Here is a 21290-nt window from a genome sequence, read left to right as displayed (position 1 = left end):
CACTCTCCCGCACCTTGGAGCCTCGAGAACCCTCTATGGCTCTTGAGTTCTTCAGTAGAGAGAGCTAAACGTCATCGTCATAGGGGCGGTGGATACTGTGGAAATCACGTCCCACCGCAGGTCAGAGCCCATTATTCATCCACTGGCGGGTGTGGAGGACCAGTGGATTACCGGGGATCGGCTGGGGATGTCCGTACGTTCCCCACAGGCCGTCCCCAGAAGACGGGGTCTCTGTCCACCGGTTATCCACGAGGTTTCCACCGGTTATCCACTGGGTAAAAGCACTCCTCAGGCGGACATCTTTCCACTACGCACAGGGCGTCCCCAAGCTATCCACGAGAAATCCCCAGGTTGTCCACAGACTCGTCCCCAGGGTGTGGGCGGGATTCTCCCCCGGATGGCGGGGTTATCGGGTGAGCAGGGCAGACGTCAGCGGACGTCGATCCACAGAGTTATCCACAGCCTGTGCATCACGCGTTGCGTGCGCGCTGCTTGATCCGGGTCGTCAGCTCGTTGACCTGGTTGTACATCGACCGACGCTCGGCCATCAGCGACCTGATTTTGCGTTCGGCGTGCATGACCGTGGTGTGGTCCCGGCCGCCGAACTGCTGACCGATCTTCGGCAGGGACAGGTCGGTGAGCTCGCGGGCGAGGTACATGGCGATCTGGCGGGCCGTCACCAGGGCGCGCGAGCGCGAGCTGCCGCAGACGTCGTCGAGGGAGACGCCGAAATATTCGGCGGTTGTGGACATGATGAGCGAGATGGTGATCTCCGGCGTGGAGTCCTCGCTGATCAGGTCCTTCAACACGATCTCGGTCAGCTTGATGTCCACAGACTGCCGATTCAGGCTGGCGAACGCGGTGACCCGGATCAGGGCGCCCTCAAGCTCGCGGATGTTGGTCGCGATCCGGCTGGCGATGTACTCCAGCACGTCGGGCGGCGCCGCCAGGCCCTCCTGGATCGCCTTCTTGCGCAGGATCGCGATCCGCGTCTCCAGCTCGGGCGGCTGGACGTCCGTGATCAGTCCCCACTCAAAGCGGTTGCGCAGCCGGTCCTCCAGGGTGACGAGCTGCTTGGGCGCCCGGTCGCTGGAGATCACGATCTGCTTGCTCGCGTTGTGGAGCGTGTTGAAGGTGTGGAAGAACTCCTCCTGCGTCTGCTCCTTGCCCTCGAGGAACTGGATGTCGTCCACGAGCAGGATGTCCACAGCGCGGTAGCGGGCACGGAACCCGTCCGCCTTGTGGTCGCGGATGGAGTTGATGAAGTCGTTGGTGAACTCCTCCGAGCTCACGTATCTGACCCGCGCGCCGTCGTACAGGCTCTGTGCGTAGTGGCCGATCGCGTGCAGCAGGTGCGTCTTGCCCAGCCCGGAGTCGCCGTAGATGAACAGCGGGTTGTACGCCTTGGCCGGCGCCTCGGCGACCGCGACCGCGGCGGCGTGCGCGAACCGGTTGCTCGCACCGATGACGAACGTCTCGAAGGTGTACTTGGCGTTCAGCCTGGCCGGCTCACCGGCGGTGCGGCCGCCGCGGCTGTCCCACCTGTTCTGCGGCGGCTCCGCGCCCCCCTGGTCGAGCGGCTCCGGAGGAGGGGCGACCCCGTTCTGCGGCTCCTGTGCGCGCTCCTGTGGATAGTCGGGCGGCGGCGCCGCGGCGGGGCGGGACTGCGGCCCCGGCCCCCGCTGCGGAAAGGACGGCGACGGGGAGAAGGTGTCGTGCTTACGGCTGTCGCCCCCGCCGGCCTCGTGCGGGTCGACCATCACCGCGATGCGCATCGGCCGGCCGAACTCCTGCGAGAGGGCGTGCGCGATCAGCGGGCGGAGCCGTACCTCGATGACTTCCTTGGCGAAGTCGTTCGGCGCGGCGAGGAGAATGGTGTCGTTGATGAGCCCGGACGGCTGGGTCATCTGGAGGAACGCGCGCTGTTGTCCTGAAACGCCCTCATCGAGAAGGGTCCCAAGCGCGCGAGCCCACACCTCGTTGAGGTCGTCGGCCTCCATGGTCCGGCACTCCTCCCTTGCGCGGCGCCCGCGTATTGCCGCGATCTGTTCTTCCACGCCGATCCCGGCCGGAGGCTCCCCGGCGGGGCCAGCCCCCGATACGTGATCCACAGAAGGATCCACACGTTATGCACAGGCCGTCGCACAGGTCCCGGGCGCATCCACGTTCGATGGAGGAGGGTCCGGAGGGTTGACAGTAGTGGTGTGCGCGACCTGGGTTCAAGACGTTGTCCACAGCCTACTGGTAGCTGTGGGCGGCTCGTGTGGGCGATATGGCACCTGGGGAAAAACCCCCTCGCTGAGGGGAGAGTGCCACACCTTGATCGCGTCCCGGTTTGACCTGTGGCAGGATCGCCCCCTAACGTGTGGAGGTCGGCTGGTCACGCGACGGCTATTTCGCATGTCCACGCACTGGCGAGCCGCATCCTTTGGAATGTTGCGCGCCCGCGCTCCTGCGGGTGAACCTGATCCCTGGAGTCCACTCGTGAGCAAGCGTACTTACCAGCCAAACAACCGTCGTCGCGCCAAGACCCACGGCTTCCGGCTGCGTATGCGCACGCGTGCCGGCCGTGCCATCCTGGCTGCCCGCCGTCGCAAGGGCCGCGCCGAGCTGACCGTCTGACGAGCGAAACCGTCGTCGCCCGCCGTCGTAACTGCCGGCGGGCGATAGTCGTAGGTCGAGGAAGTTTCGGTGCTGCCGTCCGCGTCCCGGATGCGACGCGGTGATGAGTTCGCTGACGCGATCCGGCGCGGGCAACGCGCCGGGCGCCCCACCCTGGTCGCTCACCTGAACGTACGCGACAGCGAGGGGCAGCCGTTGGTGGGCTTCGTCGTGAGCAAGGCCGTCGGCGACGCCGTGACCAGAAACCGGGTAAAGCGCAGGCTCAGACACCTGATGCAGGCCCGACTCCACCGGCTTCCGCGAGGTAGCCTGCTTGTGGTACGCGCCAACCCTGCTGCCGCGTCCGCGCGGAGCGAGCACCTGGCCGCCGAACTCGACATCGCGCTCGATCGTTTACTCCGGCGGCGGGGGTCCGCGTCGCGGACCCTTACGGATGGACGGTCATGACAGTCGAGCAGTCGAGTCCCGGGCGAGCGGTCGCCGATGACGCGCGACCCACGCTGGCCGCGCGAGTGCTGCTCGTCCCGATCAGGTTCTACCGGGCGTTCATCAGCCCGGCGCTCGGGCCGCGCTGCCGATTCGAGCCGTCCTGCAGCGCCTACGGTATGGAGGCCATCGCCGTACACGGAGCGGTACGCGGATCGTGGCTGACCATAAGGCGCATCGGGCGTTGCCACCCGTTCCATCCCGGAGGTTACGACCCGGTGCCCCCACCCCGAGGCCGGTCTCACGACACAACGCAAGGGAGCTAGCTCGGTGGAGCTGTCATTCCTCAATTGGCTGTATACCGCCGTGGCATGGGTGATCACCCATATCCACGCCGGTTACAGCACTTTCCTCTCCCCGGACAGCGGACTGACCTGGGCGCTGACCATCATCACGCTGACCGTGCTGATGCGGATGCTCATCTTCCCTCTCTTCCTCAAGCAGATGCGCTCATCGAGGAAGATGCAGGAGCTCGCTCCCAAGGTGCAGGAGCTGCGCAAGCGGTACAAGAACGACAAGCAGCGCATGAACCAGGAGGTCATGCGCGTCTACCAGGAAGCGGGTGCCAACCCGCTGGGTGGATGTCTGCCCATCGTGGCGCAGTTCCCGATCTTCATCTCCATGTTCACGGTGCTCCGGGCGATCGCCGAGGACAAGGCGAAGTTCGGCATGACCCAGGAGCTCGTGGACAGCGCGCGGCACGCGCACGTTCTCGGGGCGCCGCTTCCCGCCACGTTCTTCACGAGCAGCGCCGACATCACGGCATTCGGCGCCGACCCGCTCATGACGAAGATCGTCCTCGCCTGTTTCGTCGCGATCAGCTCGCTCACCACGTTCCTCACGGTTCGCCAGAGCACGAAGCGGTCGATGCAGCAGATGGTCGACAACCCCATGGCGCAGCAGCAGAAGATCCTGATGTACATCTCGCCGCTGTTCGCCATCTTCAGCCTCAACTTCCAGCTTGGTCTGATCCTCTACTGGGTCACCACCAACCTGTGGACGCTCAGCCAGCAGCACTGGTTCTACAGCCGGCACCCCATGCCGGTCGTGGACGAGAAGGGCAACGTCACGACGCCGCCGCCTTCCAACGGCGTCTTCGGGAAGATACTCGGCAAGCCGAAGGCGGCCGCCACGTCGACCCCTCCGGCGCCGCCGGAACCTAAGATCGTCCGTCAGCAGCCGTCGCGGCAGCCGCGCAGCAAGCGGACCGGCAGCAAGAAGTCGTAGGAGAAGGAGAGACCGGACGTGACCGAAGCCGAGGAGAGCGTCAAGCCTGCTCCCGACGTCGCCGCCCTGGAACAGGAAGGTGAGATCGCGGCCGACTACGTCGAGGGCCTGTTGGACATCGCCGACATCGACGGCGACATCGACATGGACGTCGAGGGCGACCGCGCGATCGTGTCGGTCGTCGGCATCAAGGGCAGCGACCTGGTCGGCCCCGGCGGCGAGGTGCTGGAGGCGCTGCAGGAGCTCACCCGGCTCGCCGTACACCGCCAGACCGGCGAGCGGTCCCGGCTCATGCTCGACATCGGCGGCTATCGGGAGCGCCGCAGGGCCGAGCTGACCAAGATCGGCGCCGCTGCTGCCGACGACGTGAAGCGCAGTGGAGAGCCCAAGGCGCTCCAGGCGATGACGCCGTTCGAGCGGAAGATCGTGCACGACGCGGTCGCCGCGGCCGGGCTGCGCAGCGAATCCGAGGGCGAGGAGCCCCGGCGTTTCGTCGTCGTACTTCCCGCGTAGTCGCGCTTTCGTCCCGAAGGCCGCCGATCCTCCGAGGGTCGGCGGCCTTTTCCGTACCCGCTGGGGGAGCGCGGCGGACATACCGGAACAGTTCGCGAGGCCGATGGACGGGGAACGGGGGCGACCGTGCGGCTCCGGCCGGAGCGGGGCGGCTACCCTTACCCCGAGAGCATCCATAGATGAGTGAGTGATGACGGAAAGCAACGAACTGCCCGAGACGCCCGTGGCGGCGCATGAGGTGTTCACCGGTGAGGCGTTGGGCAGGGCCGAGGCGTTCGCGAAGCTGCTCGCGGGCCCCGGAGTGGTACGCGGACTGATCGGGCCACGCGAGGTTCCCCGGATCTGGGATCGCCATCTGCTCAACTGCGCGGTGGTGGCGGAGGCGGTGCCCGAGGGCACCCGGCTGGTGGACATCGGTTCCGGCGCCGGTCTGCCCGGACTCGTCCTGGCGATCGTCCGCCCCGACATCACGGTGACGTTGCTCGAACCGCTGCTGCGCCGTACGAACTTCCTGGGGGAGTGCGTGGCGGCGTTGGAGCTGGACAACGTCGAAGTGCTGCGCGGTCGTGCCGAGGAGCTGGCGCGCAAGCGCACGTTCGACATCGCCACAGCGCGGGCGGTGGCGCCGCTTGACCGTCTGCTTGCGTGGTCCATGCCTCTTCTTGAGGAAGGCGGCGAACTACTCGCCATGAAGGGCGAGCGCGCGGCCGAGGAACTCGAGGCGGCCGGGCCGCAACTCAAGGCGTACGGGGCGCGTACTGCCGAGCTTGTTACGGTTGGGCGCGGTAAGGTCGAGCCGCCCACCACTCTCGTTCGCGTTGTCGCGGGCCGGTCCCCGGTGCTGAGTGGAAAGGGCACGCGGCACCGACGGAAGAGGTGAAGGTCGTGGCGGGTGCGGCTGGGGGCCTGGGTTGGCCGGAGAATCACATCCCCGTACCCTTGGAGATCGCGTCGGTAGGTCGGCCATCGGGGGTCGGCTGGCCTTTTATCTCTGTTTCGCAGGGTGAAAGGGCGACGACCGTGTCCCAGACCCCCCTTACTCCCGGCGATTCGCCGCTGGTACGAGAGGCACTGAGCTCTGTGGTTTCACGTGAAACAGCGACGGCCGCTCCGGCGGCCACGCCTTCGATTGGATACTCCACGCGGGACGAGGAGGCGTGGCCCCGCCCCCCGAAGTGTCGGGTGATGACCGTGGCGAACCAGAAGGGCGGCGTCGGGAAGACCACGACCACCGTCAATCTGGCTGCGGCGCTGTCGATGCACGGGCAGCGGGTCCTGGTGGTCGACCTTGACCCGCAGGGCAACGCGTCGACGGCGTTGGCGACGGAACACCGGTCGGGCGTGCCGTCTGTTTATCAGGTGCTGGTGGACAATCTGCCGTTGGAGTCGATTGTGAAGCCGGTCCCGGAGATGCCCAACCTGTACTGCGCGCCGGCAACGCTTGATCTCGCGGGTGCCGAGATCGAGCTTGTCCCCATGGTGGGCCGGGAGACCCGGCTGAAGCGGGCATTGAACGCTTTCGACTCCATGGAGCTGGACTACATTTTGATCGACTGCCCGCCGTCGCTCGGGCTACTCACGGTGAACGCCATGGCGGCGGCGCAGGAGGTCCTGATCCCCATCCAGTGCGAGTACTACGCGCTTGAAGGGCTCACCCAGTTGTTGCAGAACGTCGAACTGGTGCGGGTCCACCTGAACCAGGAGCTGACCGTCTCCACGATCCTGTTGACCATGTACGACGGCCGCACCCGGCTGGCTTCCCAGGTGGCTGAGGAAGTGCGGTCCCACTTCGGGGACACCGTGCTCAAGTCGGTCATCCCGAGAAGCGTCCGCGTCTCCGAGGCGCCCAGCTACAGCCAGTCGGTCATCACCTATGATCCCGGTTCGAGTGGCGCCCTGGCGTACAAGGAGGCCGCCCGCGAGATGGCCCACCGCGGGGCGGCGGTCACCGAGGCGTAGCGGGTCGCGGGCACGCGAAACGCCCGCGCGGCGGTACCCTCTCGTGGTGGAGTGCCCGGCGACTCTTCGATCGCTGGGCACTGTCTTTCGTACGGTGTTGTGCGGTGGTAAGGAGCAACGGTGTCTCAGCAGCGTCGGGGACTGGGCAAGGGTCTTGGGGCACTGATCCCTACCGGACCGATCGTCGAGCCGACGATCGCGGCCGCCTCACCGGCGGAGCCCGCGGACTCCGGGCTGCGGCCGGTCGAGGGAGCCTACTTCCAGGAGATCCCTCTCGACGCCATCGAGCCCAACCCGCGCCAGCCGCGTGACGTGTTCGATGAGGAGCGCCTGGACGAGCTGGCGACCTCCATCTCCGAGGTCGGCCTGCTCCAGCCGGTCGTCGTACGTGCTCTCGGTGAGGGACGCTTCGAGCTGGTCATGGGGGAGCGGCGGTGGCGCGCCTCCAAACTCGCCGGCCTGGAGAAGATCCCCGCGATCGTGCGTGGCACACAGGACGACGAGATGCTCCGCGAGGCGCTGATCGAGAACCTCCAGCGCGAGCAGCTCAACGCGCTGGAGGAGGGCGCGGCGTACCGCCAGTTGCTCGACGACTTCGGGGCCACCCACGAGGTCCTGGCGAAGAAGGTCGGCCGCTCCCGCTCGCACATCACCAACACGCTCCGGCTGCTCAACCTGCCGTCGAACGTCCAGCTCCGCCTGGCGGCGGGGACGATCAGCGCCGGCCACGCCCGTGCGCTGCTGACTCTGGACGACCCCGCGGCGCAGGAACGTCTGGCGACGCGGATCGTCGCGGAGGGCCTCTCGGTCCGTACGGTCGAAGAGATCGTCTCCCTGGGGGAGGCCACCGCCGGTCCCGCTCCGCGCAAGCCCCGCGAGAAGAAGCCGACCGCGCCCGCCCTGAACAAGCTGGCGCAGACGCTTTCTGATCATTTCGAGACCCGGGTGAAGGTGGACCTGGGCAGTCGCAAGGGCCGGATCGTGGTGGAGTTCTCCACGATCGACGACCTCGAGCGCATCATCGGCACCATGGCTCCCGAGACCGTCCGGAGCATGCACGACGTTGAGGATTAGTTAGCTCTTGTCGGCGGGTCGGCGGGTCGGCGGGTCGGCGGGTCGGCGGGTCGGCGGGTCGAGTGTGCCTCTCGCTGCTCGCGCTGGTGGTGCTGTTTCACGTGAAACAGAATGACGGCTGGCTATCGGCCAAGGCTCGGCTGGCGGCGGTTCTGGCGCATCCTCGCAGCGGCCTTCCTCAGGAAGCTCGTGCTACTCGCGAACGAGCTGGCCGTCGACGACGTCCAATAGGCGGCGGTGATCTGGCCGCGCTGTCGGCCTGTCGGTGTGAGCTGTTTCCACTGCAGGCACGAGCCGTTCTTCTGTGGCTGCGGGGACCGGTGTCAGGCGTCTTCGAGGAGCTGTGCAACGTCGCGATGGCGGCACGAAACGCCTCGACCGTCGCCACGCCTGACAGCACCAGCAGTTAGTCGTACTGCCCAGGCAGTGACGACGCGGCTGATGGGTGGCCGGCCTTTCAAGGCGATGCGTCCGCGGTGATGGTTGTACGTGTGCAGCCAGGGGTCAAACGCGGCCCGGCGTTCTGTCTCTGAGCTGTACGCGCGGGCGTAGGCCCATTCATCGGCCAGAGTGCGGTGGAAGCGCTCGACCTTGCCATCCGTCTGGGGCCGGTAGGGGCGGGTGCGCTTCTAGCTGATGCCCGCCTGCAGGCAGGCCGCTGAGCAGCTGCCGGGTGTACCGCCCAGACAGGTTGGTGATGGCGCGGCTGATGGGGCCGGCTGGCTTTCGACGCTTGGGCCCCGCAGTAAAGTTCTCGCAACCCAGGACAGCGGCGGTACCTCGCGGTGGCGCAGCACGGCATGAGCGGTGGAGGAGGCGATGCCGAGCCTGGCCGCGATCCGGGCCGGACCCAGCCGGCTGGTCACCCGCAGTTTGACGATGCGCCACCCGAGGCGCTGTGCGGTTCTGGTGGGCTGCGGTGAGGTCGGCTGGAGCGGTCGGCCATCCCGGCCCGGCCGTACTGGCGGTATCGCTTGGTTCATCGGGATGCGGTGGTGCCGGAGACCTGAAAACCATTCAGACCTGAAAACCATTGGCGGTGCGGCGGGTGCTCAAGCGTCGTCGACGATGCAGCGGGTCAGTCGAAGGCGTCCGGTCTCGACGAGCGGAGCATTGCCGTGGGCATTGAGTCCTTTCTGCGGAGCGTTTCGGCCGCTACACACCGAGGCGCGAAAGCCTTCACCTTTGCAACCGGTTCAATTGTCGGCGGTCGCCACGTCTGTCACCGATGTTCGCGAGCAGACCTGCCACTCGGCCGCCACGTTTGGCCCGCGCTTCGGAGCTCACTTCGCGATCAACACGCCTTCAACATCAGGTGCGTTGCGAAAGGCATCAGAACCGGGGCGTTGCCAGGGTCAGTTTTCACGTGTCGCCGACGAGGTGGGCTATATGGCAGGTGACGCGACTTGGCCGGTGGGCGCATCGGGCAGACCCTGGAGGCGCGCGGGGGAGTCATCGTCGACGATGGGGAAGAGCGGCACCAACGCTTTGGTGTACGAGGCGCGAACCTTGAGGCCCGCGAGTCGCGGACATGTGGCGGCTCCGACGGGTGTCTGAGAGCAGTCGAGCCAGAGATTTCACCGGGCCGATCGATGGGCTCCAGCGGCGACCGGGGAACCGCCGGATGCGGGGCGCACGGTCTTGAGTGTGAACGAAACCAGCGACACGGCGGACATCAGGCGGCCAATACAGGGAGCACGCAATGAAGACTGTCATGCCGTCTCGCGGCCAGGTCCATTGCCGGCGAGCTCAAACGCGGCCATAGCCAACTGGCGCAGGTCCGTGGCCATCGCGATTATCGGGCGTCCCCAGCACCGTCGCTTGCTTCGCCCGGCTCCGGGGCCGGCGTTGGTTCCCTGCCACCTACGGCCGCGTTTGCTCCGGGAGATCCAAGGCCGTCGCGTGACTCGATGCGGACCCTCGCTTCCTCCCAATTGAGGCGTCGACGGCTGCCCTGGCGGCTTGGCGGCATTACTGGGTTCCCTCGGATCCATGTCCTCACTATGGCCTGTCCCGTCTCAGGGGGAGCTGATCCAGTCTCTGGGTGAGATGCCCCCATCTGACATGGCAGCGACCGAACATGGGACGACTGAGCTGGTCGTCCTCTGGGGCGTGCGAGCCGCCCATCCTGGGCGGCGGACGCATCTCTGGCCGGCGCCCTCCCGACTACGGAGAAAAGCCGGCACTTTCCTCTGCCGTCGTCCACATTGCCGAGTCGCCGGTCAGGCATACGCACCGGGTCTCTGCGCGGTTCCGCCCGCCCTACGAACTCCTGCTCCGTCGCCGCAGGGGAGCGGTATCGGGCCTCAGGCGGACACAGCGAACCCTCGGACCAAACGCGGGATGGTGAGCGCGAGCCGACTGGAGGCCGCGGGGCGGCGCTCGGCTGCTGCCGCCAGTTCATCTCCTTCGACGGCTCGGCGCGGCGGCCACGGCCTGCTCGTCTCCTCGGCCGCCCCGTCGCGACCACGGGCGGATCGTCGGTGGCAGCGACGGCCGGATGAGACAGACCCACAGGGAGGCCCACTCACCTCTCCCGGGAGCGAGTGTCCGCCCGTCGACGACGGGGGTCGTCTAGTTTGTTTGCACTGTAAGCTTATAGTGTAAACAAAGGTCTCCTCAAGGAAGAGTCTCGAATGCACACTGCCGCTGTCGTCTGTCCGCTCGTCCTGGTCGCCTATCTCGCCGTCACGGAATGGGTGCCTATGTTCCCGTTCAACGACCTGGAATCGCAGACGGTACGGGAACGTCTCGCCTTGGCCGCCGTGAACTACCCGGTCTTCGCGGCGATCTCCATCGCGGTCGCTCTGGATTTCGGTGTCGTGGCGCTGGTGCTGGCCGTGCTGACGATGGTCGGTCACATCATGAGCTGGTGGCTGCCCTACTTCGGGTTCAGCTTCGCGGCGCAGCGTGAGGCGTACCAGCGGGAATACGCGCGCACCTGGAAGATCCTGCCCACGGAGGGACGCGCGGTGGTCATCGACGTGCAGCACATGGTGGTCGGCGTGCTCTGCCTGGCGACCTTGATCAGCGTGAGCTTCGCTACCCTGGGCGGATGAGCGCATCGGTACGGTCGCGAGGCGGTCGGCCCGCCGTCCTGAGCAAGGAGAAGATCATTACGGCGGCCCTGGCCGTCATCGACCAGGAGGGTCTTGAGGGGCTGTCCATGCGACGCGTGGGGGCGCTGCTCGGCGTCGAGGGTATGGCCCTTTACCGGCACGTGCCCAACAAGAGCGCCATGCTGGCCGCCGTCGTCGACCATCTCACCGCACAGGCGGCCACCGCCGACCTCCCCGTCGGCACCTTCTGGACCGAGGCTCTGGTCGACTTCGGTCATCGCTACCGTGCCGTGCTGCTTCGCCACCCCTCGGCGGTGCCGCTCCTGGCCACCCACCCGGTCAGTCCCGCGGCCGCCGAAACGCTCCTCGCCCCGATCCTCGCCGCGGTTGATCGTGCTGACACCGGCATCGAGCAGATCCAGTTCGCCTTCCAGTCGGTGGCCGTCTTCGTCCTGGGGCACGCGCTCGCACAGGTCGGTACGCCAACGGACGGCCAGGCCGCGCAGTCGGCGGATGCCTCCTACTACGACACCTGGTTCGACATCGGACTCTCGGCGCTCTACCGCGGCTTCACTGCCGAGCCCGCGCGGGGGCGCTGACGGCTCCCCAGGGCGCTGCCCGCCAGCGGCAGATCCCGGATGGCCGGAGACCGCAGTTTCACGTGAAACATGAGAGGGACCTACCGCGCGGGCAGGTCCCTCTCGTGGAGATGGCGTCAGCCGCGGTGGGCGGCGAGTTCGAGGAGTCCCTTGCAGAGGGTGCCGAGATCCCGCCCGGCCGCCTCGGCCGCCATCGGGAGCAATGAGGTCTCGGTCATTCCGGGGGCGACGTTCACTTCGAGGAAGTAGGGGCGGCCGGTCTCGTCCACGATGAGGTCGGTACGGGAGATGTCCCGCAGCCCGAGCGCGGCGTGCGCCGTGACGGCCATCGCGGCGCACGCCTCGGCATCCTCCGGCGACAGGCGGGCGGGAGCGAAGAACTCGGTGTGGCCGGCCGTGTAGCGGGCGGCGTAGTCGTAGACGCCGCTGTCGGGCACGATCTCCACGGGCGGCAGGGCCACCGGGCCGTCACCGAGGTCCACGACGGACACGGCGACCTCCACGCCCGCGATGTACTTCTCGATCAGCACGGTGTCGCCGTACGCGAAGCAGCCCACCATCGCGGCGGGCAGTTCCTCGGCGGACCGCACGATGGAGGCGCCGAGCGCGGAGCCGCCGCGGGAGGGCTTGACGAACAATGGCAGGCCGAGCCGGTCCACGATGCGGGCGAGGACCGCCGTCGCGCCGAGGTCGTGGAAGGTCTCCTTGGGCAGGGAGATCGAGTCAGGGGTGTTCAGCCCCCAGGAGCGGACGACCGCCTTCGCCGTCGGCTTGTCGTAGGCCACCCGGCAGGCGTCGGGGGTGGCTCCGACGTACGGCACATTGAGGAGTTCCAGCACGGAACGGATCGCGCCGTCCTCGCCGGCTCCGCCGTGCAATGTCACGAAGACGGCGTCCGGCGGGTCGGCGAGCACGGCGGGGACGAGGGTGGCGTCGGTGTCACGGGTCTCGACGACCACTCCGGCCGCACGCAGGACCTCGCTGACCCGGCGGCCGGAGCGGATGGAGACCTCTCGTTCGTACGAAAGGCCCCCCGCCAACACCAGCACATGCGCCAAGTCACTCATAGGGAGAGGGCCCTTTCTCACTTCGGATTCCGGTACGGCCAGCCCGAACAGGCTAGCCGTACCGGAACCTCAGGCGAGGTCGGGACCCGGCGTGTCGACTCCGGGGTGGTCCGGTGCGGAGCCGGTGCCGAAGGTGTCGCGCAGCTGCAGCTCCTGCTCGATCACCCCGGCGAGCCGGCGCACGCCCTCGCGGATGCGCTCCGGCTCGGGGTAGCAGTAGGAGAGCCGCATGTGCTGCGCGCCGCCGCCGTCGGCGTAGAAGCCGGTGCCGGGGACGAACGCGACACGTTCCGCCACCGCGCGCGGCAGGATCGCCTTGGAGTTGAGCCCCTCGGGGAGGGTCATCCATACGAAGAACCCGCCGGCGGGACGGGTCCACGAGCAACCGGCGGGCATCAGCATCTCAAGTGCGCCGAGAAGGGCGTTGCGCCGTTCCCGGTACAGCTCCCGGAAGGATTTGATCTGCTCACGCCACGGCTGGGTGGCGAGGTACTGCCCGACGGCGAGTTGCGTGAAGGTCGAGTGTGACAACACCGCGGACTCCATCGCGAGGACCAGCTTCTCGCGGATCGCGTGCGGCGCGAGCGCCCAGCCCACCCGGAAACCGGGGGCGAGGGTCTTCGAGAACGAGCCGAGGTAGACCACCCCGTCGGGGTCGTCGGCGCGCAGCGCGCGGTACGGCTCGCCGTCGAACCCGAGCAGCCCGTACGGATTGTCCTCGACGACCAGTACCCCGGCCCGCTGGCAGATCTCCAGCACCTGCCTGCGGCGGACCTCGTTGAGGGTCACGCCCGCCGGGTTCTGGAAGGTGGGGATGGTGTAGAGGAACTTGACCCGCCGGCCGGCGGAGTGCAGCGCGTAGATCGTCTGCGCGAGCGACTCGGGGACGAGGCCCTGGTCGTCCATCGCGACGTGGATGACGTTGGCCTGGTACGCGCTGAAGGTGCCGAGCGCTCCGACGTAGGAGGGGCCTTCGGCGAGCACCACGTCGCCCGGGTCGATGAAGATCCTGGTGATCAGGTCGAGAGCCTGCTGGGAGCCCACGGTGACGACGACGTCGTCCGCCCCGGCCTCGATGCCCTCCAGGCGCATGACCTCGCAGATCTGCTCACGCAGATCGGGGTCGCCCTGGCCGGAGCCGTACTGCAGCGCGACCGGGCCGCGCCGGGCGACCAGGTCGGCGACCAGTTCGCCGACCACGTCGAGGGGGAGGGCCGTGACGTACGGCATGCCGCCGGCGAGCGAGACCACCTCGGGCCTCGACGCGACGGCGAAGAGAGCTCGGACCTCGGAGGCGACCATCCCGGTAGCTCGTGCGGCGTACCGATCGACATAGGCGTCAATTCGCGACCCTTGGGGCGCGGTCGTCCGACCGTGATCGAGCTCGTGCGTCACGGTCCACCTCCGTTCACATAGCCGAGAAACCAGACTACGGCAGCGCCGTGGTTCGATCACCGCCGGGGACGCCGTGCGACCGCGGACGTGGCCCTTGGAAGGCGTCCCCAGTACGGCGACCGAGCGGGTTCGCTGAGTTACGATGCCAGCGGAAGACGCGATGGTCGTGTGGTTTTCCACACATCCGGCGGCGTTTTCGGGGGCTCATGTACTCCTCTCGGGGATTGGGGCAACACGTGTCGCGTCGGCTGGCCAACGTCACTTTGGACAATCTGGACGATCTGCCGAGGCGATGCCGACGCTGCGTCTTCTGGGAGCTCGACCCGATGAGCGGCGAGCGCGCGGTGCAGGTGGGCGACCCGGGCCTGGAGAAGGAGGCGTGGATCTCCGCCACCCTGCTGGAGTGGGGGAGCTGCGGCAAGATCGCGTACGTCGACGGGGTCGCGGCGGGCTTCGTGCTCTACGCGCCACCGCTGTACGTGCCGCGCTCGGTGGCGTTCCCGACGTCGCCGGTCAGTTCGGACGCGGTGCTGCTGATGACGGCGCACATCATCCCGGAGTTCTCGGGGGGCGGCCTGGGCCGGATGCTCGTGCAGGGCGTGGCCAAGGACCTCACCCGGCGCGGGTTCCGGGCGATCGAGGCGTTCGGCGACCTGAAGTGGGAGCAGCCGAGCTGCGTGGTGCCCGCCGAATACCTGCTCTCCGTCGGATTCAAGACGGTACGCCCGCATCTGAGATTTCCCCGGCTCCGCCTGGAGCTGAAGTCGGCCGTCTCGTGGCGCGAAGACGTCGAGGTGGCCCTGGAGAGGCTGCTGGGCTCCATGAGTCCGGAGCGGGCACTTCGCCCGGTCTGAGGCGACCTCAGGGCCTCCCGTCGGCGAAGACGCGGAAGCCCCCTGCGCCGCGGACGGCGAGGGGGCTTCGCTGTGGGTGGGTGCCGCCGGGAAGGCGGTCGGGCACCAGCCGGGGCTAGATGATGCCCTCGAGCTCGCGAAGCAGCATCGCCTTCGGCTTGGCGCCGATGATCTGCTTCACGACCTCTCCACCCTTGTAGACGTTCATCGTCGGGATCTGGAGTACGCCGTAGTCCCGAGGAGTGGCGGGGTTCTCGTCGATGTTCAGCTTGACGATGGTCAGCCGCTCGGCGTTCTCGGCCGCGATCTCCTCCAGGATCGGCGCGACCTGGCGGCACGGACCGCACCACTCAGCCCAGAAGTCGACGAGGACAGGCTTGTCGCTCTTGAGGACGTCGGCTTCGAAGGTGGCGTCGGTCACGCTCTTGATGGCGCCCAATGTTCTCTCCCCTTGCTCGGTGTGGAGGGTTAAACCGCGAGGACCGGCCCCGCATTCCCCGGGTCAGCTGTTCTGGTGGGCGAGCCAGCGCTCGGCGTCGATGGAGGCGGCGCAGCCCGTGCCCGCGGCGGTGATCGCCTGGCGGTAGGTGTGGTCCACGACGTCGCCCGCGGCGAAGACGCCCTCGATGTTGGTGCGCGTGCTCGGCGCCTCGACCTGGATGTACCCCTCGGCGTCCAGGTTCACCTGGCCCTTGAAGAGCTCGGTGCGCGGGTCGTGGCCGATCGCGACGAACAGGCCGCCGGCGGGGAGCTCGGTCTCCTCGCCGGTCTTGCGGTTGTGGATCCGCACGGCGGTGACCTTGCTCTCGCCGACCACGTCGACGACCTCGCTGTCCCAGACGAACCGGATCTTGTCGTTGGCGAACGCCCGATCCTGCATGATCTTGCTGGCGCGCAGCTCGTCGCGCCGGTGGACGACGGTCACGGACGACCCGAAGCGGGTGAGGAAGAGGGCCTCCTCCATCGCGGTGTCGCCGCCGCCGACCACGACGATGTCCTGACCGCGGAAGAAGAAGCCGTCGCAGGTGGCGCACCAGGAGACGCCGTGGCCGGACAGCCGCTTCTCGTTCTCCAGGCCCAGCTCCCGGTAGCCCGAGCCGGTGGCGAGGATGACGGCCTTCGCGTAGAAGGTGTCGGTGTGGGTCTTGACGACCTTCGGGTTGGCGTTCAGGTCGACCTCGACCACGTCATCGGCGACCAGCTCGGCCCCGAACCGCTCGGCCTGCTTGCGCATGTTGTCCATGAGATCGGGTCCCATGATGCCGTCGGGGAAGCCGGGGAAGTTCTCCACGTCGGTGGTGTTCATGAGGGCGCCGCCCGCGGTCACCGACCCCTCGAACACCAGGGGGTTCAGCTCCGCGCGGGCCGAGTAGACGGCCGCCGTGTAGCCGGCGGGCCCCGACCCGATGATGATCACGTTACGGACGTCGCTCAACGGTCTGCCTTTCGCTCCGGGTGATGCCAGTCGCGTCAACAGATCCTAGGCGTCCGGGATTCCCTCCACTCCTTTCCGCCGCTCTGCCCCGTAAACGAAGGCAGCCCCCCGCCGTGATGGCGGAGGGCTGCCGAAGGTCGTCTGTACGGTGGGTCACTTCCAGGTGGCGAGGCCCTCGGAACGGAGGCTCTTGCAGGAGGAGTCGACCACCACCACGCGGACCGCGTTGATGTTCTTGTCCTCCCAGAAGGCCATGATCGTGGCCTCGTTGCCGTTGTAGAACGCCTTGTCCACCCCGATGGGCTGGCGGTCGAGCTGGTCGGAGAACCGCTTGACGCACTTGTCGAGCGACTCGTCGTCGTTGGTGCCGAACGCGGGGGCGGCGCCGAAGTACTCAACCAGCGAGCCGCTCAGCTCCCGGTTCGTGTAGTTGTGGTCGCTCTTGGAGACCGTGTAGGCCAGGACCGACCCGCCGGTCGAAGGCGTCCCGTTCGACCCGGAGACGTGGACCGTGGACGGTGCCGAGCCGCCCTGGGCGGACAGCATGGTCGTGGCCACTCCGGTGCCGCCGATGACGACCGCGGCCGCGGCCGCCGCCACGGCGGGCATCCGCCACATGCGTCGCCGGCTCTTGGGAACGACCGGGACGACGCTGCCGTCGTCCGCGACGACGCCGAGGGCGGCCACGGCGGGCGCGTCCTCCTCCTTGGGCGTCGCCGTCTCCCATGGTGCGTCCCGCATGATCCGGCCCCAGTCGGGGGTCTCCACGAGGCGGAGTCCCCGGTCGCCGAGGTCGCCTGTGCTCTCCACGTCGCGGGACGCTTCGGCGGCCAGCGCGCGATCGATGCGCATGGCGACACCCAACGGCATCGCCGGCACCGGGACCGCGGCCAGCACCTCCCGAACCGCCGCCAGGTCGGCAAGGCTCTCCCCGCAGGGATCGCAGACCGCGAGATGCTCGCGGACCCGCCGTGCCGTGGCGTCGTCGAGGAGTCCCTCCGCCAGTTCGGCGAGAATCTCCAGGTCGTAGTGCGTATCACCCGTCACGAAGTTCTGCTCCCTTCGCGGATGAGACGCGAGTACGCCCGGATCGGTTCCGCAGATGCGAAAGAATCGGGGCAAGTTTCGCGCGTCCCCGCGCGCAGCGGCTCTTCACGGTGCCGGCGGGGACGCCGAGCACCCCGGCCGCGTCCTCCACCGAATAGCCCATCATGTCGACCAGGACCAGGGCCGCACGCTGGTCGGCGGGCAGCACCTTGAGCGCGGACGAGACGTCCATCGACACCTCGCGCTCACCGGCCTGGTCGGCCATGGGAGCGTCCCGCTCGGCGGCCTCGATCAACTCGTCGTCGGCCACCGGCCGTACCGACTTGCGACGCATCCTGTCGAGGCAGGCGTTCACCACGATGCGGTGCAGCCACGTCGTGACCGCGGCCTCGCCGCGGAAGCTCTCCGCCTTGCGGTAGGCGGACACGAACGCGTCCTGCACGGCGTCGGCCGCCTCGTCCGGGTCGCCGAGGGTTCGCAGGGCGACGGCCCACATGCGGTCCCGATGGCGCTTGACGATCTCGCTGAACGCGTGCGGATCGCCGCCGATGTGGCGGCTGAGGAGGTCGGCATCGCTCACCGCCGACCGGGCGGCGTGCTCAGCCGGGGGAGGGTTCTCGGGTGGGGAGTTCACTTGGCCTGCTATGCCGATCCGGGGGAATGCACGATTACGTCATAGATGGTGCCACGATACCTACCCTCATGGGGCGGAAGCCGGGTGAACCAGATCAAAACGTATTGACCTGTGACCGGCTTGCCGGGCGTGAGGGTGACCGTCCCGGAGACGTTCTTGACCTCGGCCACGGTCTTCAGCACGCTCAGGTCGGCGGCGTTCCCGACCTTGAGCTGCACGGACGCGCCGGGCGTGTCCGCCAGCGTCACCATGACGTCGGAGATCGTGACCGGCTGGTTCATGTCGAGGATGAGCCCGACACCCTCCTTCAACCGGCCGAAGTCCGCGCTGTTGTAGCTCGTGGTGTGCCAGTCGGTGGACGGCTTGCCGTCGATGGCGTAGTTGGAGAGCTGGGGGTTCTCCTCCTGGTCGTCCCCGAGTGGGTCGAACCCGATCGCGCTGCCCGGCTTGACGACCACCGGCGAGGGCGTGGCCGTGGGCGCCTCGGTGGGCGTGGGCGTGGCGACCGGGTTGTTCCCGAGGCTGCGGCCCACCGTCCAGGCGCCGATCCCGACCACCAGCATGACCGCGATCACCAGGACGGTGACCAGGACCCGGCTGAGCGTCCCCGACGATGCGGGAGGGCGCATGCCCAGGCTCGTCTTCTGTGCCATCGAGGGAACGGGAGGCATGGTGGCCGACCGCGAGGTGAGCGTGTCCGGCGCCTCGGACTGCAGCACCGCCGGGGGCACCGGGCCCACCGGGACGGGGGCGGGGCGCGGCACCTCCGAGAGCGCCTCGGCGACCTCCGCCGGGGTGGACAGCGGCGTCAGCCCGCGCCGGCTCTCCGGCAGCAGCGCCCGGCAGGTGATGGTGTCCAGGTAGCCCGGCACACCCGCGGTGACCTGGCGCGGGGTGCACACCTTGTCGTCGTCCATGGGCGCCGGGGGAAGGCCGGTGTCCTCGTCGCTCGGCCAGTGGCCGGTCAGCGCGGCGTACAGCAGCCGGCCGAGGCCCTCGGCGTCGTCCCGGGCCGGGTCGTCGCTGGTCAGGCCGACGATCGAGGCGTCCACGGCGAGGCCGAGCAGCTTGACCGTGCCGCTGGAAGTCCACAACAGCCGGGCGGGCGTGAGCTGCAGATGGGTCAGCCCGGCCTCGTGCGCGTGTGCGAGCGCCTCGGCCGCCTCCGCGACCAGCGAGGCGCCGCGCTCGGGCTCCAGCCCGCCGGCCGAGAGCAGGTCGGCGAGCGAGTCGCCGCTCACCCACTCGCTCACGACGTACGCGGTGCCATCCTCGTCGGCCGCGTCGAACACCTGGGTCAGGCGGGGGTCGGTGAGGCGACTCGCCGCGCGCGCGGCGAGCACGACCTCGTTCACGCGGTCGAACTCGGGGGCGAAGGTGTGCACGGCGACCGGGCGGGCCAGGATCTCGTCGATGGCCTTCCAGAGGGTGACACCGTTGGACTCGCTCACGCGGTCTTCGAGCCGGAACCGATCGGCCAGACGAGACCCCGGTTCGACCGTGGACATACTCATCAGGCCGCCTCACCCCACAGCCGACCGGCACGCATCGGACGATGCCGGGTGGATCCGCCCACGCCTTCTCGCTTCCCGCTCGCCGGTCGAACTCTTTTGGCGCACCATGCTAGTGCCGTACCGGTCCTGCCCGCCTTCCCCTTGGGGTACGGCTGACACGCGGGCAGGCGTTCCTTAGCGCCTTACCCGTCCCGCGACCATTCCAATGATGGAGCTGACCTCCGGGATCCGCATCTTGTGCGCCGTGGCGAGGTAAAGCACCAGGCCCAGTCCGCCGCCGGCCGCCAGCACGATCGCCGAGGTGAGCGCGGTGATGTCGGCGAACTGCCGGGTCAGCCACAGCGCGACCAGCGCGACCAGCGCGGCCGGGATCGCGGCGAAGTACATCTGCGAGAGCCCCGCGGCCACCTCGCGGCCGCCGAGACCGCCGACCTTGCGGCTGGCCAGCGTCCACGCCACGCCGCTGCCCAGCACGTATGCGATCATGAAGGAGAACGCCAGCCCGATCACGATGTAGCGCGGCGGGAGCATGAAGTACGCGACGAGGCTGAGCGCCCCGTTGATCGCGACGTTCACCGCGCCGAGGATCGTGGGCGTCCGGGTGTCGCCGAAGCTGTAGAACACCCGCAGCAGGAGCTGGAAGATCGAGAACGGCACCAGCGCCAGCCCGAAGACCTGCAGCACGTTGCCGATGTAGAGGGCGTTGCCCCCGGTCATCCGGCCCCAGGAGAAGATCAGGGTCGTCACTGCGGGGCCGAGCACCATGAGCAGCAGCCCGGCCGGCACGATGACCGCCGAGATGAGCCGCACCGCCGACCCGAACTCGCCGCGTGCCGAGTCGAACTCGCCGTCCGCGACGTACCGGCTCATCCGCGGCAGCATGGCCGTGATCACCGACACCGCGATGATGCCGTACGGGAGCTGGAAGAGCTGGAAGGCGTAGGCGTAGGCGCTGTTGCCCGCGCCCGGCGCCCGCTCGCCCGCGCCGGTGGCGAGCTTCGTGGTGATCAGGAAGCCGAGCTGGGTGATGCCGACGTAGACGAAGGTCCAGCTCGCCGTCTTGGCGGCCTCGCCGAGCCCCGTGCCGCGCAGCCCGAAGCGGGGGCGGAACCGGAACCCGGCCCGGTGCAGCGCGATGATCAGGATGATCGCCTGCGCCACGATGCCCGCCGTCGTCCCCAGGCCGAGGAGCAGCAGGTCGCGGTCGGTCACCTCCTCGATGTTCGCCGAGGCGCCGCCGACGACGATGTAGGTGATGCCGACCCCGATGACCACGATGTTGTTCAGCACCGGCGCCCACATCGGGGCGGCGAACCTGTCGCGGGTGTTGAGGATGGCGCCGGCCAGCGCGCCGATCCCGAAGAAGGCGATCTGCGGCAGGATCAGCATCGCCAGCGTGGTGGCGATCTCGACCTTGCGCGGCGTCCAGTTGTTCGCCGTGTAGAGCTGCATGATCGGCCCGGCCAGGACCACGCCCAGCACGGCGATCGCCGCGAGGATGAGGATGGCGAGGGTCATCAGCCGCTGCTCGAACGCCTCGCCCGCGTCGGCGTCCTGCTTCTGCGCGCGCACGATCAACGGCACGATCACGCTGCTCAGAACGCCGCCGATGAGCAGGTCGAACAGGATGTACGGGATCTGGTAGGCGGCGTTGTAGGCGTCCCCGAGCGCCCACGTGCCGATGGCCGCGGCGATCACCGCGGTCCGCAGGAAGCCGGTGAGCCGGGACACCATCGTCCCGGCCATCATGATCGCGCTCGCGCGCAGCATCCTGCTCATGCCCGTCCCTCACCCGGCGGTTCGGG

General features: G+C 68.3%; 20 protein-coding genes and 2 pseudogenes. 11 read left to right on the top strand and 11 right to left on the bottom strand.

The features are described from left to right. Positions 1-470: 470 nt before the first annotated feature. On the bottom strand, positions 471-2000 hold the full coding sequence (gene dnaA / locus AWQ68_RS04465; RefSeq protein WP_066935017.1) for a chromosomal replication initiator protein DnaA: 1530 nt from the start codon (positions 1998-2000) through the stop codon (positions 471-473). Between the two features lie 484 nt (positions 2001-2484). Here dnaA and rpmH point away from each other — a divergent pair, with 484 nt between their 5' ends. From rpmH to AWQ68_RS04435, 8 genes are all read left to right on the top strand, one after another. Next, complete coding sequence (gene rpmH, locus AWQ68_RS40465) at positions 2485-2622, top strand: 50S ribosomal protein L34 (RefSeq protein WP_015772801.1); 138 nt, start codon at positions 2485-2487, stop codon at positions 2620-2622. Between the two features lie 69 nt (positions 2623-2691). After that, positions 2692-3069: a ribonuclease P protein component gene (rnpA, locus tag AWQ68_RS04460; protein WP_066935014.1), complete on the top strand. Its 378-nt coding sequence runs from the start codon at positions 2692-2694 to the stop codon at positions 3067-3069. Further along, entirely contained in the window at positions 3066-3374 is a 309-nt protein-coding gene (yidD, locus tag AWQ68_RS40460; protein WP_084463634.1) for a membrane protein insertion efficiency factor YidD, read from the top strand. Before rnpA ends, yidD begins: the two co-directional genes overlap by 4 nt. A gap of 4 nt (positions 3375-3378) precedes the next feature. After that, positions 3379-4335 (top strand): membrane protein insertase YidC, encoded by a 957-nt coding sequence (gene yidC / locus AWQ68_RS04455; protein WP_066935011.1) that lies wholly within the window; start codon positions 3379-3381, stop codon positions 4333-4335. A gap of 18 nt (positions 4336-4353) precedes the next feature. Further along, complete coding sequence (locus AWQ68_RS04450; protein WP_066935008.1) at positions 4354-4848, top strand: Jag family protein; 495 nt, start codon at positions 4354-4356, stop codon at positions 4846-4848. Between the two features lie 190 nt (positions 4849-5038). Continuing rightward, on the top strand, positions 5039-5728 hold the full coding sequence (gene rsmG / locus AWQ68_RS04445) for a 16S rRNA (guanine(527)-N(7))-methyltransferase RsmG (RefSeq protein WP_066935004.1): 690 nt from the start codon (positions 5039-5041) through the stop codon (positions 5726-5728). A gap of 305 nt (positions 5729-6033) precedes the next feature. Continuing rightward, a complete protein-coding gene (locus tag AWQ68_RS04440; protein WP_157544877.1) occupies positions 6034-6807 on the top strand; it encodes a ParA family protein in 774 nt (257 codons plus the stop codon). Between the two features lie 120 nt (positions 6808-6927). After that, complete coding sequence (locus tag AWQ68_RS04435) at positions 6928-7881, top strand: ParB/RepB/Spo0J family partition protein (RefSeq protein ID WP_066934998.1); 954 nt, start codon at positions 6928-6930, stop codon at positions 7879-7881. 406 nt (positions 7882-8287) lie between these two features. Here AWQ68_RS04435 and AWQ68_RS44615 read toward each other — a convergent pair. Further along, positions 8288-8510 (bottom strand): annotated as a pseudogene (locus tag AWQ68_RS44615) (integrase core domain-containing protein); the annotation flags it as partial. A gap of 161 nt (positions 8511-8671) precedes the next feature. Next, positions 8672-9044, bottom strand: a pseudogene (locus AWQ68_RS44610) (leucine zipper domain-containing protein); the annotation flags it as partial. A gap of 1473 nt (positions 9045-10517) precedes the next feature. Here AWQ68_RS44610 and AWQ68_RS04430 point away from each other — a divergent pair. Together AWQ68_RS04430 and AWQ68_RS04425 are read left to right on the top strand one after the other, a co-directional pair. Next, positions 10518-10940 (top strand): hypothetical protein, encoded by a 423-nt coding sequence (locus AWQ68_RS04430; RefSeq protein ID WP_066934995.1) that lies wholly within the window; start codon positions 10518-10520, stop codon positions 10938-10940. Continuing rightward, positions 10937-11539, top strand: coding sequence for a TetR family transcriptional regulator (locus AWQ68_RS04425; protein WP_066934992.1), 603 nt, complete (start codon positions 10937-10939; stop codon positions 11537-11539). The genes AWQ68_RS04430 and AWQ68_RS04425 overlap by 4 nt, the downstream gene beginning before the upstream one ends. A 116-nt stretch (positions 11540-11655) precedes the next feature. Here AWQ68_RS04425 and AWQ68_RS04420 read toward each other — a convergent pair whose 3' ends face one another. Next, on the bottom strand, positions 11656-12606 hold the full coding sequence (locus AWQ68_RS04420) for a D-alanine--D-alanine ligase family protein (protein WP_066934990.1): 951 nt from the start codon (positions 12604-12606) through the stop codon (positions 11656-11658). 69 nt (positions 12607-12675) lie between these two features. Then, positions 12676-13908: an aminotransferase-like domain-containing protein gene (locus tag AWQ68_RS04415; protein WP_084463633.1), complete on the bottom strand. Its 1233-nt coding sequence runs from the start codon at positions 13906-13908 to the stop codon at positions 12676-12678. Between the two features lie 419 nt (positions 13909-14327). Between AWQ68_RS04415 and AWQ68_RS04410 the strand changes: the two genes are divergently transcribed. Next, positions 14328-14855, top strand: a complete 528-nt coding sequence (locus tag AWQ68_RS04410; protein WP_245655740.1) for a GNAT family N-acetyltransferase — start codon at positions 14328-14330, stop codon at positions 14853-14855. 115 nt (positions 14856-14970) lie between these two features. Here AWQ68_RS04410 and trxA read toward each other — a convergent pair whose 3' ends face one another. From trxA to murJ, 6 genes are all read right to left on the bottom strand, one after another. After that, positions 14971-15294: a thioredoxin gene (gene trxA, locus AWQ68_RS04405; RefSeq protein WP_066934983.1), complete on the bottom strand. Its 324-nt coding sequence runs from the start codon at positions 15292-15294 to the stop codon at positions 14971-14973. Between the two features lie 63 nt (positions 15295-15357). Then, positions 15358-16290 (bottom strand): thioredoxin-disulfide reductase, encoded by a 933-nt coding sequence (gene trxB / locus AWQ68_RS04400; RefSeq protein WP_066934980.1) that lies wholly within the window; start codon positions 16288-16290, stop codon positions 15358-15360. 153 nt (positions 16291-16443) lie between these two features. Beyond that, positions 16444-17337 (bottom strand): anti-sigma factor family protein, encoded by an 894-nt coding sequence (locus tag AWQ68_RS04395; RefSeq protein WP_066934977.1) that lies wholly within the window; start codon positions 17335-17337, stop codon positions 16444-16446. After that, positions 17327-17971, bottom strand: coding sequence for an RNA polymerase sigma factor SigM (gene sigM / locus AWQ68_RS04390; protein ID WP_084463632.1), 645 nt, complete (start codon positions 17969-17971; stop codon positions 17327-17329). Before sigM ends, AWQ68_RS04395 begins: the two co-directional genes overlap by 11 nt. Before the next feature lie 8 nt (positions 17972-17979). After that, complete coding sequence (locus tag AWQ68_RS04385) at positions 17980-19422, bottom strand: protein kinase family protein (protein ID WP_245655739.1); 1443 nt, start codon at positions 19420-19422, stop codon at positions 17980-17982. 237 nt (positions 19423-19659) lie between these two features. Continuing rightward, the gene (gene murJ / locus AWQ68_RS04380; protein WP_066934969.1) at positions 19660-21264 is read right to left on the bottom strand and encodes a murein biosynthesis integral membrane protein MurJ; all 1605 of its coding nucleotides are present in this window, start codon (positions 21262-21264) and stop codon (positions 19660-19662) included. Positions 21265-21290 lie beyond the last annotated feature (26 nt).

This window comes from Microtetraspora fusca, from assembly GCF_001570365.1.
Lineage (GTDB): Bacteria > Actinomycetota > Actinomycetes > Streptosporangiales > Streptosporangiaceae > Microtetraspora > Microtetraspora fusca.
Note: the sequence above shows the minus strand (reverse complement) of the source record. Positions and strands in the feature narration are given on the sequence as shown.

Bases quoted from the DNA above. Each gene is read 5' to 3' on its own strand.
- AWQ68_RS04415 (WP_084463633.1), bottom strand. From the start codon at position 13,908: ATGGTCGCCTCCGAGGTCCGAGCTCTCTTCGCCGTCGCGTCGAGGCCC.
- AWQ68_RS04425 (WP_066934992.1), top strand. From the start codon at position 10,937: ATGAGCGCATCGGTACGGTCGCGAGGCGGTCGGCCCGCCGTCCTGAGC.
- yidD (WP_084463634.1), top strand. From the start codon at position 3,066: ATGACAGTCGAGCAGTCGAGTCCCGGGCGAGCGGTCGCCGATGACGCG.
- murJ (WP_066934969.1), bottom strand. From the start codon at position 21,264: ATGAGCAGGATGCTGCGCGCGAGCGCGATCATGATGGCCGGGACGATG.
- AWQ68_RS04410 (WP_245655740.1), top strand. From the start codon at position 14,328: ATGAGCGGCGAGCGCGCGGTGCAGGTGGGCGACCCGGGCCTGGAGAAG.
- dnaA (WP_066935017.1), bottom strand. From the start codon at position 2,000: ATGGAGGCCGACGACCTCAACGAGGTGTGGGCTCGCGCGCTTGGGACC.
- AWQ68_RS04440 (WP_157544877.1), top strand. From the start codon at position 6,034: ATGACCGTGGCGAACCAGAAGGGCGGCGTCGGGAAGACCACGACCACC.
- AWQ68_RS04430 (WP_066934995.1), top strand. From the start codon at position 10,518: ATGCACACTGCCGCTGTCGTCTGTCCGCTCGTCCTGGTCGCCTATCTC.
- AWQ68_RS04420 (WP_066934990.1), bottom strand. From the start codon at position 12,606: ATGAGTGACTTGGCGCATGTGCTGGTGTTGGCGGGGGGCCTTTCGTAC.
- rsmG (WP_066935004.1), top strand. From the start codon at position 5,039: ATGACGGAAAGCAACGAACTGCCCGAGACGCCCGTGGCGGCGCATGAG.